Below are 15160 nucleotides of genomic sequence, written 5' to 3'. Positions count from 1 at the left end.
GCGGCGCGAACGTGACCCGTACCATTTCGGAGTGGCCCTTCATCTCTACGACACCGCGACCAGGAGCGTGCGGGAGTTCCACCCCGCCCGTAGTGGAACGGCGTCCATGTACGTCTGTGGGGCCACCGTGCAGGGCATCCCGCACATCGGGCACGTCCGCGGCGCCCTGAACTACGACGTCCTGCGCCGCTGGCTGATCCACAGTGGACTCGACGTGCTCTTCGTGCGCAACGTCACCGACATCGACGACAAGATCCTCACCAAGGCCGCGGACGCCGGGCGCCCGTGGTGGGAGTGGGCGGCCACGCACGAACGGGCGTTCGAGGAGGCGTACACCGTCCTGGGCTGCCTGCCGCCGTCCATCGCGCCGCGTGCCACCGGGCACGTCACGCAGATGGTCGAGCTGATGCAGCGCCTCATCGACGCCGGGCACGCGTACGCGGCCGGCGGGGACGTGTACTTCGCCGTGTCGACCTTCCCCGGCTACGGGGCGTTGTCACGGCAGAAGCTGGACGAGGTGCAGCAGGGCGAGACCCTGGCCGAGGGCAAGCGCGACCCGCGTGACTTCACGCTGTGGAAGAGCGCGAAGCCCGGTGAGCCGTCCTGGCCGACGCCGTGGGGCGACGGGCGTCCGGGCTGGCACCTGGAGTGCTCGGCGATGGCGACCACGTACCTGGGGGCCGAGTTCGACATCCACGGCGGCGGCGTCGACCTGGTGTTCCCGCACCACGAGAACGAGCGTGCCCAGTCGCAGGCCGCCGGTGACCCGTTCGCGCGGTTCTGGCTGCACAACGCGTGGGTGACGCTGTCCGGCGAGAAGATGTCGAAGTCGCTGGGCAACGTCGTCTCGATCGAGGCGATGCTGCGCGACTACCGGGCCGTCGAGCTGCGCTACTACCTGGTGCAACCGCACTACCGGTCCACCATCGAGTACTCCGACGGGGCGCTGTCCGAGGCCGCGCAGGGCTACCGGCGGATCGAGGGCTTCCTGCGCCGCGCGGCGCAGCGGACCGGCACGGTCGAGCCCGGCGAGCTGGCGCCCGAGTTCGTCACGGCGATGAACGACGACCTGGCCACACCGGCGGCGGTCGCGGCCGTGCACAACCTGGTCCGCGAGGGTAACGCCGCGCTCGACTCCGGCGATGACGGCAAGGCGCACGCGGCCGCCGGATCCGTGCGGGCGATGATGGGTGTGCTCGGGCTGGACCCGCTCGCACCCGAATGGGCGGAGAGCTCGGCGGCGGAGACGCCGGCGAGGGCCGCACTGGCCGAGTTGGTCGAGGCGATGCTCGCGGAGCGCCAGGAGGCGCGCGCCGCACGGGACTTCGCCCGGGCCGACGCCGTGCGCGACCGCCTGCTCAAGGCGGGCATCACGGTCGAAGATACTCCCGATGGTCCCGTGTGGACCGTGAAAGAAGCTTAAATGGCAGGCAATTCCAAGCGCCGGGGTGCGATCCGCAAGACCGGCACGAAGAAGGGCGCGGTCGTCGGCTCCGGCGGTCAGCGCCGCCGCGGGCTCGAAGGCAAGGGCCCGACCCCGCGGGCGGAGATGCGTCCCGGGCACCCGGCGCAGAAGCGTGCGGCGGCGGCTGCGGCGCGCGCGGAGAAGTCGCGGGACCGGCGCGAAGGGCCGGAGATCATCGCCGGCCGCAACCCGGTGGTCGAGGCGCTGCGAGCGGGCGTGCCGGGCACGACGCTGTTCGTGGCGCTGAACATCGACGCCGACGACCGGGTCACCGAAGCCGTGCGCCTGGCGGCGGACAAGGGCATTTCCATCCTGGAGATCCCGCGCGAGGAGCTGGACCGCAAGACCAACCGGGCGGTCCACCAGGGCCTCGGCTTGCAGGTGCCGCCGTTCGAGTACAGCCACCCGGACGACCTGCTGGCCATCGCGCAGAACTCCGGTGAACCGCCGCTGCTGGTGGCGCTGGACGGCGTGACCGACCCGCGGAACCTGGGCGCGGTGGTGCGGTCGGCGGCGGCGTTCGGGGCGCACGGTGTGCTGCTGCCCCAGCGCCGCAGCGCGGGTATCACGGCGGTGGCGTGGCGGACGAGCGCCGGTACCGCGGCGAAGATGCCGATCGCGATCGCGACGAACCTGACGCGGCAGCTGAAGCTGTGGGCGGAGGAGGGCCTGATGATCGCAGGCCTGGACGCGGACGGTTCGGTCGGGATCGACGACCTGTCGCTGGCGACGGACCCGCTGGTGGTCGTGGTCGGCTCCGAGGGCCGCGGCCTGTCCCGGCTGGTGCGGGAAACCTGCGACGAGACGGTGTCCATTCCGATGGCCGCCGGGGTGGAGTCGCTGAACGCCTCGGTCGCCGCGGCGGTGCTGCTGGCCGAGGTCGCGCGGCGCCGCCGCACCGCGGGCCGCGTCTGACCCGGCGCCGGACGCAGAGTCCCGCTACCTCAGCCGTCGACGCGGCGGCGGGGGGCCGGACCTGACCAAGACCAGCGGTGACCGTCCGTTGCGCGAAGCGGGGAGTTTCACTCCTTCGGACCAACTGCGTCGGTTAAGGTCAGCACGCTGATCCGGTTGCACGGGGGGACTTCACAGGGGGACTTCAGGTCGATGTCGTTCGCTTCACCGCTGTTCCTCTGGTACTTCCTGCCGGCGGTGCTGTTCGCCGTGCTGGTGCTGCCGAGGAGCTGGCGGAACGGCATCATCGCGATCGCCAGCCTGGTCTTCTACGCCAGCGGCGCGGGCGCGTTCACCCTGCTGCTGCTGGCCTGCATGGTGGTCAACTTCGCGGCCGGCACCGCGCTCGAACCGGGCTCAGCGGCGCCCGCGGCCCGCCGGCGGGCGCTGCTGAGCGCGGTGATCTGCTTCGACATCGGCATCCTCGTGATCTGGAAGTACGCCGGGTTCGCCACGCAGCAGATCGACTACTTCACCGGGCTGTTCGGCGGCTCCTTCCCGGTCGCGCACCTGGCGCTGCCGATCGGCATCTCGTTCTTCACGTTCCACCACATCTCCTACGTGGTCGACATCTACCGGGGCGAGCGGCGGGCGCTGCGCGACCCGGTGTCGTTCATGACCTACATCGCGATGTTCCCGCAGCTCGTGGCCGGGCCCATCGTGCGCTACCGGGAGATCGCGGACCAGCTGCCGCAGCGGCGATCGCACCGGCTGGACGACATCGCGGCCGGCTTCCCGCGGTTCGCGCTGGGGCTGTGCAAGAAGGCGATCATCGCGGATTCGCTGAGCCCGATGGTCGAGGCGTGCTTCGCGACGTCCGACGGCGACCTGACGTTCGCGATCGCATGGCTCGGTGCCGTCGGCTACACGCTGCAGCTGTACTTCGACTTCTCCGGCTACTCCGACATGGCGATCGGGCTGGGCCGGATGTTCGGGTTCCGGTTGCCGGAGAACTTCGCGCGGCCGTACTCGTCGGTGACGGTGACGGAGTTCTGGCGGCGCTGGCACATGTCGCTGTCCCGCTGGTTCCGCGACTACGTGTACATCCCGCTCGGCGGCAACCGCGAGGGCGCGGCGAAGACCTACCGGAACCTGTGCATCGTGTTCGTGCTGACCGGTTTCTGGCACGGCGCGAACTGGACGTTCCTGGTGTGGGGCTGCTACCACGGCCTGCTGCTGATCCTCGAACGCCGCTTCGGCTGGGACCGCACGCCACCGGCGGTGGCCGCCCGGATCGGCCGCCGGATCCTGACCCTGGTGCTCGTGGTGTTCGGCTGGGTGTTCTTCAAGTCGCCCGACATCGGGCACGCGTTCACCATGATCGGGCAGATGGTGGTGCCGGACGCGGACGGCCTGACCGATGTCGTCGACGCGGCGCTGACGAACCAGCGGGTGGTGATCCTGCTGGCCGCGCTGGCGATCTTCGCGCTGCCGGCCACCCCGGTGACCGGGCCGCTGCTCGAATCCGCCCGCACCCGGCCCGCGGTCGGGTTGCGCATCGGCGTGATGACCGCCGGTGCCCTGTACGCCGCGATCCTCGTGGCGAACGGGACGTTCAGCCCGTTCCTCTACTACCAGTTCTGACGGCAGCGCACCTGCTCAAGGGCACTCCGGTACTCGTCGGCGCTGAACCGGAACGGACCGACGTCCGGGTAGCGTTCGAGCTGTTGATCGACCGAGTCCTGCCAGCGGAAGTCGCGCCAGACAACGTGTTCGTCGTGCTGAACGATCGCCGCTGTGATCGCTCCGCAGCCGAGATCACCACACTCCGGGCAGCAGTAGAGCACGTAGCGGTCGCCGGCAAGGCTTGACGCTTCGCGGAGCAACAGCCCGTCCACCGCGCCGATCAGGGCCCGAGCCGGAAGATCAGCAGCGAGCGCCGAGACCACGTCCACGTCGTCGAAGAGCGACAGCAAGGGCCGCCCATCGATCACGTAGTCCAGGAACTCCCGCCGCTTCACACCGGAACCGCCGCGTACGGCGAGCGTCAAATGGAAACTCTGGAACATCGGTCGAACCCCCTGCCGTGCCGCGAAACCGCACTCGCGGTCAGCGCTGTCCGTGGGCCGTGCGGAAGCCCCGGCGGTGGTAGTTCGGCAGGGCGTGCGGGTGGTCGAGATTCGAGGTGTGCAACCAGATCCGCCGGACGTCCGGGGCGGCGTGCCATGCCTGTTCGACCACCAGGGTCAGTGCGTAGCGGATAGCCGCCCCACTCGTCGTCACTCCAGCGGGAGCTCGGCCAGTTGTCGGGCTTGCCGATCCGCACGGTGGTCGGGCCCACCAGCTCGGAACTGGCAGCGACGTGCTCGACCGAGACCCCGGGCACGAGCGGGGCCGGGCGCAGGTCGGCGGGCCGGTCATCTCGAGATGGGTGACGATCTCCTCCACCCCGCCCAGCATGCCGCCGCGCCCGGGGCCGCGCGACCTATTTCTGGCCGTATCCCCGCAATTTCTCGACCACGTGCGCGATCTCCTCCGGCGGCAGCAGCCGCGGCTCACCCGCTGACCGGGCCAACAGCCACACCCGGCACAGCCACTCCAACTGCTCGGCCCGGCTGTACGCGGCCGCGAGGCCGTCGCCGTAGGTGATCGTCCCGTGGTTGCCCAGCACACAGCCGCGGCGGCCGTCCAGCGCCTCCAGCATCGCCGATGCCAGTTCCTCGGTGCCGTAGGTGGCGTAGCGCGCCACCCGGGCGGACGGCCCGATGGTGGCGAGCATGTAGTGCACCGCAGGCACCTCGTCGACCAAAGTGGACACTGCCGTGGCGTGCACCGAGTGCGTGTGCACCACACCGGTGATCGGCGCGCCGTCCGGGTCGGCGGCCTTGCTGTACACCGCGAGGTGCATCGGCATCTCGCTCGTCGGCCGCAGCTTTCCCTCGACAATAGACCCGTCGAGCGACACCACCGGGATGTCCTCCGGGGTCAGCACGCCGTAGTCCACCCCGGTCGGGGTCATCGCGACCAGCTCACCCGACCGCGCGGAAATGTTGCCGGACGTGCCCACCACGAGCCCGTCGGCGGACAACCGCCGCGCGTACTCGCACACCGCTCGTCGTTCGTCAGCCAGGATCACAGTCGCCACAACCCTCGTGCGGCGGTCAGCGACGCCTGGTAGTCCGCGTAACCGCCCTGGTAGAAGTCGATGTTCTCGGGCACCGGCGACACGGTCCGCGAGCTGCTCGCCCACAGCTCCGCGTCGAACGGCTGGTTCAGCGCCTCCGCCGCGACCAGGACGGCACCCCGCGCCCCCACCCCCGGATCGCTCGGGATCACGATGGGGCGGCCGAGCACGTCGGCGAAGATCTGCGTCCATTCGGCGGAGCGCACCCCACCGCCGCACGCGTACAACCGGCCGGACAGCCCGGCGGCCTCGAAGCAGTGCCGGGCGGCGTATGCGATCGACTCGCACAGCGCCCGCACCACGTCCGCCCGCCCGTGCTCCAGGCTCAGCCCGGCGAACTGCGCCCGCGCGGACGCGTCCACGAACGGCGCCCGTTCACCGGACGCGGACAGGAACGGCAGCGCCCGCACCCCGGCGGCACCGGGCGGACTCTGCGCGAGCAGTGCCCCGATCCCGGTGACCTCGATGCCCAGCAGGCGGCAGATCCAGTCGATGCTGGCGGTGCCGACCATCGCCGGCATCGCGTGCAGGTACTCGCCCGGCGCCGGCGTCGACAGGAACATCCCCGCCGGCTCGCCCTCGCCGTCGAACTCCGCGCTGTCCGTGAGCACCTGGCAGGCCAACGTGGTGCCCGCCGTGAGGATGCCGTCGCCCGGCGCGCGCACACCGGCGCCGATCGCGCTGGCCGGCAGGTCGAACGGTCCGGCCGTCACCGGGAGTCCTTCCGGCAGGCCGAGCAGTTCCGCACCCCGGCGGTTCAGCGAGAACACCGCCTTCGGCGGGGCCGGCTCGGCCAGCAGGCCGCGCCGGTGGGACAACCCGACGGCGGCGATCGCGCCGTCGTCGTACTGCCGCGTCTTGGGGTCGAGGAACGGCAGCGACGCGTCGGAGACGTCGACGGTGATCTCACCGGTCAACCGCTGCACGACCGCGTCGACGCAGTAACCGGCGACCGCCGCCCGGTCCAGCACCTCGGGCTCGTGGGTGTCCAGATAGGACAGGATCGCGGCGGCGCAGCCGGGGAACATACCGGAGCCGGTGCGGCGGAACACCTCGCGGCTGATGCCGTCGGCCTGCCACTTCGCCAGCAGGGCGTTGGCCCGCCCGTCCAGCCACGAGATGGCCGGGCGCACCGCGTTGCCGTCCTCGTCCCGCAGCCACACGCCATCGCCCTGGCCGGTCAGCGCGAGCGCGGTGACCGGGGCGTCCAGCTTCGCCGCGACCTCGCGCACGACGGTCGCGACCGTGCCGACGACCTGGTCGAGGTCCTGCTCGACGCGGCCGCCGGACAGGTGGTGCACCTCGGACGGCGTGGTGGCCTGGTGCAGCGATACCCCGGCGTCGTCGAACACGACGGCCTTCGTCAGTGAAGTACCGATGTCGACGCCGATGATCATCGCAGCACGTCCGGGTTCGCGACGTTGGCCAGCTGCTCACCGCGGGCGTAACGACCGACCTCGGCGGCGACGATCCGCGCGGCGCGCTCCGCGGTCTGGCGGCTGGCACCCGCCAGGTGCGGCGTCGCGATGACGTTCGGCACGTCGCGCAACGCCCAGTCGGCAGGCGGCGGTTCGACGTCGTAGACGTCCAGGGCCAGAGCGCCGAGCCGGCCGGTGCGCAGCATCTCCGGCAGCGGCGCGTAGTCGAGCAGGCCGCCGCGGGCGGAGTTGACGAGCACCGCGCCCTCGGGCAGCAGGGCGAGTCGCTCGGCGTTGATCAAGTGCCGGGTCTCGTCGGTCAGCCGCGCGTGCAGGCTGACGACCGCGCTGCGGCGCAGCAGGTCCTCCAGCTCGACCAGCTCGGCGCCGTCCGCCGCGATGTGCTCCGGCTTCGCGTACGGGTCGGCGACCAGCACCTTCGCCCCGAACGCGACCAGGACCTTCGCCACCCGCGAGCCGATCGCGCCGTACCCGACCAGGCCGACGGTGGTGCCCTCGAGCTCCAGACCGGCGTTGGGGTAGGCGTAGTAGTCACCGCGCCAGGTGCCGCCCAGCAGCTCGGCGGACGAGGTCGAGATGCGGCGCATCGCGGCGAGGATCATGCCGATCGCGAACTCCGCGGCGGCGGTCGCGTTGCGCCCCGGCGCGTACGTCACCGCGACCCCCGCCTCGGTGGCGGCGGCCAGGTCGACGTTCACCGGGCCGCCGCGGCACACCGACACGAGCTTCAGCTCGGGCGCGGCGGCGAAGACCTTCTTGGTGAACGGCGCCATCTGGGTGACCGCGACCTCGGCCCCGCCCAGCGCCTCGATGACCTGCTCCTCGGTGCCGCTCGCCTCGTGCACCCCGCCGACCGGGCCGAACGGCTCGATCGGCCAGGGCAGCAACAGCTCGCGGAACTCGGGCTCGGTGGGCAGCTCGGCCCGCACCGCGTCGGCCAGCAGGTTGTTGCCGACGAACTCATCTCCCGCGCACAGAACGCGCACTGTGGCTCCTCCTTGAACCCGTCGGGCCTCAGCCGGCCGCGTGAACCTGTTCGTATTCGGTGATGTGGGCGACCTTGGCCGCGCTGGGCGAGCCCGGGTCGAACGTATAGCCGAGCCACTCGGTGACGATCTTCTTCGCCAGCTCGGCCCCGATGACCCGGGCACCGAACGTGATGATCTGGCAGTTGTTCGACTTCACCGACCGCTCGGCCGAGTATGAATCGTGCGCGACCGCGGCGCGCACCCCCGGTACCTTGTTCGCCGAGATCGCCACGCCGATCCCGGTACCGCAGACCAGGACACCCCGGTCGGCCTCACCGGCCGCGATCTTCTCGGCCGCGGCCAGCCCGAAGATCGGGTACGCGCGGTCGTCGTCCGGGCTGTCCACGCCGAGGTCGATCACCTCGGTGACGCGTTCGTCGGCGCGCAGCAGGTCCCGCACCTCGTTCTTCAGCAGCACGCCTGCGTTGTCCGCGGCCACCACGACCCGCATCAGTTCCCCTCCTTGCTCAGAGCTTCCCCGATCGCCGTGACGATCAGGGCGAACGAGGTCGCGCCGGGATCGGCGTGCCCCTTGCTGCGCTGCGCCAGCCGGGCCGCGCGCCCCTTGGCTGGCACCAGGTTCGCGGTCTCCTCGGCGGCGAGCGTGGCCGCCTGCGCGGCCTTGCGCCACGCGTCCGGCAGCGCGGCGCCCGTCCCGGCCTGCTTGCGCAGCGTCTGCCGGAACGGCTCGATCGCGTCCAGCATCGTCTTGTCGCCCAGCTCGGCCTTGCCCAGCTCGGTGAACGCGCGCACCGCGCCGTCCACGGCGTCGGCGACCGTGCCCGTCGTGATCTCCTCGACCCGCAGCCCGGCGCCGGTCTCGGCGAGCAGCACGCCGTACAGCGCGCCGGACGCACCGCCGGCGGCGTCCGCGAGCGCGGTCCCGGCGGCCAGCAGCGTGTCGGCGACCGACGAACCGGCCGCCTCGCGCGCGGCCGACACGGCGGCCCGCATCCCCCGGGTCATCCCGAGGCCGTGGTCACCGTCCGCCGCCACCGCGTCGAGCCGCCCCAGCTCGGCCTCGTTCTCCTCGATGCTGCGCATCGCGGCGGTCAGCACCCGGTCGACGACCTCGACGCCGTCACCCTCCGGCCGGTCCAGTTGCTTGTCCACAGTAGACGAAAGCGGGACCGGAGCCATGATCGCGCCGCCGCTGCGGTAGCCGGGGGTGTCGCATGGCGCGCCGTACAGCTCGGCCAGCTCGTCATCGAGCACCAGGACCGACAACGAGACCCCGGCCATGTCCAGCGACGTGACGAACTCGCCGACCTCGGTGTGCACCGGCGTCAGCCCGGCGGCGGTGAGGCGCTCGTGGATCCGGGTGTAGGTCACGAACATCTCTTCGTACTTGGTCCGGCCCAGGCCGTTCACCAGCACGGCGACCCGGCCGTCGCCCTCCGGCAGCTCCGGCAGCAGGCCGTCCACCAGTTCGTCGGCCAGCTCCGCCGCGCCGAGGCGGCCCACCGTGCGGACTCCCGGCTCGCCGTGGATGCCCAGGCCGAGCTCCATTTCGGACTCACCGACGGTGAACAACGGCTCGTTCGCGCCCGGCAGTGTGCAGCCGCCGAAGGCGGCGCCGAACGTGCGGGTGTGCGCGTTCGCCTTCACCGCCGCGGCGTACACCGCGTCCAGGTCGTCGCCGCGCTCGGCCGCCGCACCGGCGACCTTGAAGACCATGAAGTCGCCGGCCACGCCGCGGCGCCGCCCGGGCGCGTCGGCCGGGCCACTGGCGATGTCGTCGGTGACCAGGATCGTGCGGCTGTCGATACCCTCCGCGGCCAGGCGGCGCGCGGCGAGACCGAAGTGCAGCACGTCCCCGGCGTAGTTGCCGTAGGCGAACAGCACCCCCGCGCCCCCCTCGGCGGCGCGGGCGGTGCGGTAGACCTGCTCCGCGCTCGGGCTGGTGAACACGTCACCGACCACGGCTGCGTCGGCCAGGCCGGGCCCGACCAGGCCGGCGAAGGCCGGGTAGTGGCCACAGCCGCCGCCGATGACGACGGCGACCTTGCCCCGGCGGGGCGCACCGCGGCCGAGCACGCCGTAGGCGTCCGGCACCTTGCGCACCTCGCGCCCGTAGGCGGTGACGAAACCGTCCAGCCAGTCCCGCTTGAAGGTGTCGGCTGTTCCCAGGGTGGTCATGAGCGCACCAGCTCTCCGGTGAGGTAGGCGAGCAGCAGGTTCCGGACGTCGTGGTTGGACCCGGCGACCTGCGCGGCCAGCTCCAGCGCGTCCGGCTTGGGCGGGTAGGTCGGGTTGGGCAGCGCGATGACGGTCAGCCCGGCCGCCGCGGCGGCGCGGATGCCGTTGCTGGAGTCCTCCACCCCCAGGCACTGTTCGCCCCGGAAGCCCAGGCGGGACGCGGCCTCGGCGTAGACGTCCGGGCTCGGCTTGCCTCGGGGCACCTCGGCGCTGGACACGGTCGCGGAGAACTCCCGCGTCAGCCCGTGCGTCTCCAGCACCGCGTCGATGACCCGGCGCGCCGCCGAGGACGCGAGCGCGACGGGCACGCGGGCCGCCACGTCCCGCACCATCGCCTCCGCCCCGTCGAGCAGCGGGGCCTCCCCGTTCGCGATCGACGCGATCATCCCGTCGACCACGGCCTTCTCGACCTGCTCCGGCGTCTCCGGGGTGCCGCTGCGGTCCGCCAGGTACGCCGCCCACTCCGGAGCGCTCATGCCCTGGACGGTGGCGGTGTCGGCGGCCGTCCACTCGACACCGTGCGCCGCCGCGTAGGCGACCCAGTTCTCCTCCCAGAGGTGTTCACTCTCGACCAGCACACCGTCGAGGTCGAACACCACCGCGGCGAAACCCATTGCGAGAACCCCTTTCACGCCGTTGGTGTTAAATTAACACCGGATCCGAGACTTGTCACGGGAGGACGGATGGAAACCCGGCTGCTGCTGGTCCGCCACGGCGAGACCGAATGGCACGCGGAGAACCGGTACGCCGGCACCAGCGAGGTCGGCCTCACCGAGCGCGGGCGCCGCCAGGCCGAACAGCTGGCCGCGTACCTGGCCGCCTCCGGCGAACGGATCAGCGCGCTCTACCGGTCGCCGCAGGGCCGCGCGCGGGTCACCGCGGAACCGTCCGCCCGCGCGCTCGGGCTCGAGCCAGTCGTCCTGGACGAGCTGCGCGAGGTGCACTTCGGCATCGCCGAAGGCCGGGTGCTGTCCGAACTGGACCCGCAGGTCGTGGCGGCCTTCCGGGCGGACCCGGTGGTCGGGGCCTTCCCCGGCGCGGAGCCGACCGAGGACGCGGCGCGCCGGGGCGCGGCCGCCCTCCGGGCGATCGCGGCGCGCGAGAACGGCCGCGTGCTGGTCGTCGCGCACAACACGCTGATCCGGCTGACCCTGTGCGAGCTGCTCGGCATCCCCGTCCGCGACTACCGCCGGGTCTTCCCGCGGGTGGAGAACGCGGCCCTCACCGAGATCGGGATCGACGGCGACGCGACGAGCCTGCGCCGGTTCAACCTGCCCACGGCCTAGCCTTGAGCCGTGGAAGACAAGTCCAGCGGGAGCGCCCGCTCTCGTAACATCCGGCAGCAGCGCATCACCGACTACGTCGTGAAGAAGGGCCAGGCATCGGCCGCGGAACTGGCCGAACTGACCGGCGTGAGCGTGATGACGGTGCACCGCGACCTGGACGAGCTCGCCCGCCGCGGGCTGCTGCGCAAGTACCGCGGCGGGGTGTCGGCCCAGCCGTCCACGGTGTTCGAGAGCAACACCGAATACCGGCTGAACGCGCACGTCGAGGCCAAGGCGGCGATCGCCAGGGAGGCACTGCGCTTCGTCGAGCCGGGCATGTCGATCCTGCTGGACGACTCCACCACCGCTCTCGCGCTCGCCCGGCTGTTGCACGAGGTCACCCCGCTGACGGTGGCCACGAACTACCTGCGCGCCATCGACGTGCTCAAACACGTCGACGACCTGCGCCTGATCGCCCTGGGCGGCGACTACTCGCCCACGCACGACTCGTTCCTCGGCATGCCCTGCCTGGAGGCGGTCGAGCGGCTGACGGTGGACGCGACGTTCGTGTCGACCTCGGCGATGAACAGCGAGATGACCTACCACCAGGAGCCCGAGATCGTGATGGTCAAGCGGGCGATGCTGGCCAGCGCGGGGATCCGGGTGCTGCTGATGGACTCCAGCAAGGTGCCGCGCACGGCGCTGCACCGGCTGGCCGAGGTGGAGGACTTCCACCACCTGGTCATCGACTCCGGCGTCTCCAAGTACGTGCTGAGCGAGCTGGCGGACCAGACGAACGTGACACTCGCCGAGGTCTGATCGGTTCACACTCTTGCGTGTGAATTTCACATGCCCCATGATAACTTGAGTTCGACACTCATGGAGGCGCGTGATGACGCACACGGCAACATCGAGGTTGTCCCAGCCGGACAGGGGATTCGGCGGACTCCTCGCCAGGTGGGGGCTGCCGGCCCCGCTGTTCCTCGGCTACGTCGGCCTGTTGCTGTTCATGGTCGGCGACGGCGTCGAGTCCGGGTTCATCGCCCCGTTCATGGCGGACAACGGCGCGGGCACCGAGATTCACGCCTCGTACGTGATCACCGCGTACGGCGTCGCGGTGATGCTCGCGTCGTGGCTGTCCGGTGCGTTGTCCGAGCTGTGGGGGCCGCGCCGGGTGATGTGGATCGGCCTGACGATCTGGGTCGTGTTCGACGTGCTGTTCCTCGCCGTCGCGGTGCCCAGTGAGAACTTCGCGCTGATGCTGATCACCTACGGCGTCCGCGGCTTCGGTTACCCGATGTTCGCGTTCGGGTTCCTGGTCTGGATCACCGCGGTCGCGCCGGTGGCCCGCCTCGGTGCCGCGGTCGGCTGGTTCTACTTCGCCTTCACCGGTGGCCTGCCCACGCTGGGTTCGCTGGTCGCGAGCTTCACGAACCCGGTGCTCGGGCACTACGCCACGCTGTGGCTGTCGGTCGGCGTCCTCGCCATCGGTGGCCTGCTGTGCGTGCTCGGCGTGCGGGAGCGGACCGGCTTCACGCGGCTGGCGCCGGAGGGTGTGCAGCCGGTGCAGAGCCTGGTGTCCAGCGTGTCCATCGCCTGGAAGAAGCCGCGGGTGGGCATCGGCATGATCGTCCGGGTCATCAACACCGCGCCCGAGTTCGGCATGCTGGTGTTCTTCCCGACGATCTTCGCCGACAAGATCGGGTTCGGCGAGGGCCGGTGGCTGCTGCTGGTGTCGGTCATCTACGGCACGAACATCTTCTTCAACCTGATCTTCGGCGTGGCCTCGGACAAGATCGGCTGGCAGCGCACGATCTTCTGGTTCGGCGCGATCGGCTGCGCCATCTCGATCCTGCTGCTGTACTTCGTGCCGACCGCGCTGGGCGCGGACTACTACTGGGTGGCCCTGCTCGTCGGCGCGCTCTACGGTGCGACGCTGGCCGGGTTCGTGCCGATCTCGGCGCTGCTGCCGTCGCTCGCACCGGAGAACAAGGGCGGTGCGATGGCGTTGCTGAACCTCGGCGCCGGTGCGGCCGCGTTCGTCGGTCCGGCGATCGTGTCGCTGTTCCTCGGTCCGGCCGGCGCGGCGGGCGTGGTGATCATCTTCGCCGCCCTGTACATCGTGGCCGCGGTGCTGACCCGGTTCCTCAAGCTGCCGGAGACCACGAAGAAGGCGATCGAGGAGGACGCCAGCTTGCAGGACGTGACGGCGGCGCGCTCGTGACCGTCGTCGGTGTCGACGTCGCGACCGCGGGGGTGCGTGCCTTCGCGGTCGGCGGCGACGGCGCGGTGCGGGCGACAGCATCGGCGCCGCTGCCCGCCCCGGTGCGGGACGAGTCGGGTCGCAGCGAGCAGGACGCGCAGGCGTGGTGGCCTGCGGTCGAGGCGGTGCTGCGGCGGGTGACCGCGGAGGTCGCCGAGCCGGTGCGGGCCGTTGCCGTGTCCGCCACCTCGGGCACGATCGTCGCGGTCGACTCGCGGGGCGAGCCGCTCGGCCCGGCCCTGATGTACGACGACCGCCGCGGCGCGGACGACAACGCGAAGGCCGCGGAGGTGGGCGCGCGGCGGTGGCAGGAGCTGGGGATGAGCGTGTCCCCCACGGCCGCACTGGGCCGGATCAACTGGCTGCGCCGCACGTGCCCGGAGGCGGCCGGCATCCGGCACACGCCGGACCTGATCGGTGAGAAACTCCTCGGCCGCCCGGTGGCGACCGACTCCTCGCATGCCCTGAAAAGCGGGTACGACCCGTTGCGCGAGGAGTGGGCGGCCGAGGTGTTCGACTTCGGGGTGGACTGGCTCCCCGAGGTCGTGCCGCCGACGACCGTGCTGGGCGAGCTGCCCGGCCCGGTCGCCGGCCTGCCCCGGGGGTGCCTGGTGGTGGCCGGCATGACCGACGGGTGCGCCGGCCAGCTGGCGACGGGTACGGTGACGCCGGGCCGGTTCGCCGGCATCCTGGGCACGACGTACGTGCTCAAGGGCGTCACCGAGCAGCTGGTGCGTGATCCCTCGGGTGCGATGTACAGCCACCGGCACCCGGACGGGTGGTGGCTGCCGGGCGGGGCGTCGAACACCGGCGGCGAGGCCGTGGCCGGTGTGGCGAACCTGGCCGAGCTGGACGCGGCGGCAGCGGAGCGCGGTCCCGCGAGCGTAGTGGCGTACCCGCTGCGGCGGGCTGGAGAGCGCTTCCCGTTCGTCTCGCCGGAGGCGCGCGGCTTCGTGCTGGGCGAGCCGCGGGACGAGGTCGAGCTGCACCGCGCGCGGTTGGAGGGCGTCGCGTTCGTGGAGCGGCTGGCGTTGGAGCGGTTGCGGGAGCTGGGGGTGCCCGTGACGGGCTCGCTGGTGGCCGCGGGTGGCGGCAGCCGGAGTCCGTTGTGGACACGCATCCGGGCGACGGTCACGGGGCTGGACCTGCGGATCTCACCCCAAGCCGAAACCGGCTACGGAGCAGCGATGCTCGCCGCGGCCGCGGTGTTGCCGGGCGGCTTGACGGAGGCGGCGGACCTGATCCCGGGGGGAAGCAGCACGATTCATCCGGCTCCCGCGGAACAGCCCGCGCTCGAGGAGAACTACCAGCGCTTCATCGCGGAACTGACCCGGCGCGGGTGGATGTGAGGCGTCCCCGGCAAGGTCGGTTCCGGCGGGATCAAGGCGAGCCGGACACCGACGGCCGGAGTTGCCACCGCCCG

The 15160-nt window shown here is 71.6% G+C and carries 15 protein-coding genes; 7 read left to right on the top strand and 8 right to left on the bottom strand.

Annotated elements, in window-relative coordinates; genetic code table 11:
- Positions 1 to 31: 31 nt before the first annotated feature.
- The 3 genes from cysS (at position 32) to FHX45_RS18630 (ending at position 4003) form a co-directional block, all read left to right on the top strand.
- Positions 32 to 1423 carry a cysteine--tRNA ligase gene (gene cysS / locus FHX45_RS18640; RefSeq protein ID WP_167103477.1) on the top strand — a complete coding sequence of 464 codons (1392 nt, stop codon included), beginning with the start codon at positions 32 to 34 and terminating at the stop codon, positions 1421 to 1423.
- Positions 1424 to 2380, top strand: coding sequence for a 23S rRNA (guanosine(2251)-2'-O)-methyltransferase RlmB (gene rlmB / locus FHX45_RS18635; protein ID WP_167103474.1), 957 nt, complete (start codon positions 1424 to 1426; stop codon positions 2378 to 2380).
- A gap of 192 nt (positions 2381 to 2572) precedes the next feature.
- Entirely contained in the window at positions 2573 to 4003 is a 1431-nt protein-coding gene (locus tag FHX45_RS18630) for an MBOAT family O-acyltransferase (RefSeq protein WP_167103471.1), read from the top strand.
- Here FHX45_RS18630 and FHX45_RS18625 read toward each other — a convergent pair.
- The 8 genes from FHX45_RS18625 to FHX45_RS18590 form a co-directional block, all read right to left on the bottom strand.
- Positions 3991 to 4428 carry a hypothetical protein gene (locus tag FHX45_RS18625; protein ID WP_167103468.1) on the bottom strand — a complete coding sequence of 146 codons (438 nt, stop codon included), beginning with the start codon at positions 4426 to 4428 and terminating at the stop codon, positions 3991 to 3993. The genes FHX45_RS18630 and FHX45_RS18625 overlap by 13 nt on opposite strands.
- A 40-nt stretch (positions 4429 to 4468) precedes the next feature.
- Positions 4469 to 4642 carry a hypothetical protein gene (locus tag FHX45_RS28155; protein WP_243869126.1) on the bottom strand — a complete coding sequence of 58 codons (174 nt, stop codon included), beginning with the start codon at positions 4640 to 4642 and terminating at the stop codon, positions 4469 to 4471.
- Between the two features lie 202 nt (positions 4643 to 4844).
- Complete coding sequence (locus FHX45_RS18615; RefSeq protein ID WP_167103465.1) at positions 4845 to 5495, bottom strand: class II aldolase/adducin family protein; 651 nt, start codon at positions 5493 to 5495, stop codon at positions 4845 to 4847.
- Positions 5492 to 6940 carry an FGGY-family carbohydrate kinase gene (locus FHX45_RS18610; RefSeq protein ID WP_167103462.1) on the bottom strand — a complete coding sequence of 483 codons (1449 nt, stop codon included), beginning with the start codon at positions 6938 to 6940 and terminating at the stop codon, positions 5492 to 5494. The genes FHX45_RS18615 and FHX45_RS18610 overlap by 4 nt, the downstream gene beginning before the upstream one ends.
- Positions 6937 to 7968: an NAD(P)-dependent oxidoreductase gene (locus FHX45_RS18605; RefSeq protein ID WP_167103459.1), complete on the bottom strand. Its 1032-nt coding sequence runs from the start codon at positions 7966 to 7968 to the stop codon at positions 6937 to 6939. Before FHX45_RS18605 ends, FHX45_RS18610 begins: the two co-directional genes overlap by 4 nt.
- Before the next feature lie 28 nt (positions 7969 to 7996).
- Positions 7997 to 8461, bottom strand: a complete 465-nt coding sequence (locus FHX45_RS18600; RefSeq protein ID WP_167103456.1) for a ribose-5-phosphate isomerase — start codon at positions 8459 to 8461, stop codon at positions 7997 to 7999.
- On the bottom strand, positions 8461 to 10149 hold the full coding sequence (gene dhaL / locus FHX45_RS18595; RefSeq protein WP_167103453.1) for a dihydroxyacetone kinase subunit DhaL: 1689 nt from the start codon (positions 10147 to 10149) through the stop codon (positions 8461 to 8463). The genes FHX45_RS18600 and dhaL overlap by 1 nt, the downstream gene beginning before the upstream one ends.
- Complete coding sequence (locus FHX45_RS18590) at positions 10146 to 10823, bottom strand: HAD family hydrolase (protein ID WP_167103450.1); 678 nt, start codon at positions 10821 to 10823, stop codon at positions 10146 to 10148. The genes dhaL and FHX45_RS18590 overlap by 4 nt, the downstream gene beginning before the upstream one ends.
- 69 nt (positions 10824 to 10892) lie before the next feature.
- On the opposite strand from FHX45_RS18590, the gene FHX45_RS18585 reads away from it, so the two are divergent.
- The 4 genes from FHX45_RS18585 to FHX45_RS18570 all read left to right on the top strand — a co-directional run bounded on the left by FHX45_RS18585 (position 10893) and on the right by FHX45_RS18570 (position 15086).
- Positions 10893 to 11495, top strand: a complete 603-nt coding sequence (locus FHX45_RS18585) for a histidine phosphatase family protein (protein ID WP_167103447.1) — start codon at positions 10893 to 10895, stop codon at positions 11493 to 11495.
- A 9-nt stretch (positions 11496 to 11504) separates the two neighbouring features.
- Positions 11505 to 12293, top strand: a complete 789-nt coding sequence (locus FHX45_RS18580; RefSeq protein ID WP_167103444.1) for a DeoR family transcriptional regulator — start codon at positions 11505 to 11507, stop codon at positions 12291 to 12293.
- Positions 12294 to 12366: 73 nt separating this feature from the next.
- Complete coding sequence (locus tag FHX45_RS18575; RefSeq protein ID WP_208405994.1) at positions 12367 to 13698, top strand: MFS transporter; 1332 nt, start codon at positions 12367 to 12369, stop codon at positions 13696 to 13698.
- On the top strand, positions 13695 to 15086 hold the full coding sequence (locus FHX45_RS18570; protein ID WP_167103441.1) for an FGGY-family carbohydrate kinase: 1392 nt from the start codon (positions 13695 to 13697) through the stop codon (positions 15084 to 15086). The genes FHX45_RS18575 and FHX45_RS18570 overlap by 4 nt, the downstream gene beginning before the upstream one ends.
- The last annotated feature ends 74 nt before the right edge of the window (positions 15087 to 15160 follow it).

This window comes from Amycolatopsis granulosa (assembly GCF_011758745.1).
GTDB classification, from domain to species: Bacteria; Actinomycetota; Actinomycetes; order Mycobacteriales; family Pseudonocardiaceae; genus Amycolatopsis_E; species Amycolatopsis_E granulosa.
Note: the sequence above shows the minus strand (reverse complement) of the source record. Positions and strands in the feature narration are given on the sequence as shown.

Coding starts and splice junctions, on each gene's coding strand:
- rlmB (WP_167103474.1), top strand. CDS start 1,424: ATGGCAGGCAATTCCAAGCGCCGGGGTGCGATCCGCAAGACCGGCACG.
- FHX45_RS18630 (WP_167103471.1), top strand. CDS start 2,573: ATGTCGTTCGCTTCACCGCTGTTCCTCTGGTACTTCCTGCCGGCGGTG.
- FHX45_RS18625 (WP_167103468.1), bottom strand. CDS start 4,428: ATGTTCCAGAGTTTCCATTTGACGCTCGCCGTACGCGGCGGTTCCGGT.
- FHX45_RS18610 (WP_167103462.1), bottom strand. CDS start 6,940: ATGATCATCGGCGTCGACATCGGTACTTCACTGACGAAGGCCGTCGTG.
- FHX45_RS18600 (WP_167103456.1), bottom strand. CDS start 8,461: ATGCGGGTCGTGGTGGCCGCGGACAACGCAGGCGTGCTGCTGAAGAAC.
- dhaL (WP_167103453.1), bottom strand. CDS start 10,149: ATGACCACCCTGGGAACAGCCGACACCTTCAAGCGGGACTGGCTGGAC.
- FHX45_RS18590 (WP_167103450.1), bottom strand. CDS start 10,823: ATGGGTTTCGCCGCGGTGGTGTTCGACCTCGACGGTGTGCTGGTCGAG.
- FHX45_RS18585 (WP_167103447.1), top strand. CDS start 10,893: ATGGAAACCCGGCTGCTGCTGGTCCGCCACGGCGAGACCGAATGGCAC.
- FHX45_RS18575 (WP_208405994.1), top strand. CDS start 12,367: ATGACGCACACGGCAACATCGAGGTTGTCCCAGCCGGACAGGGGATTC.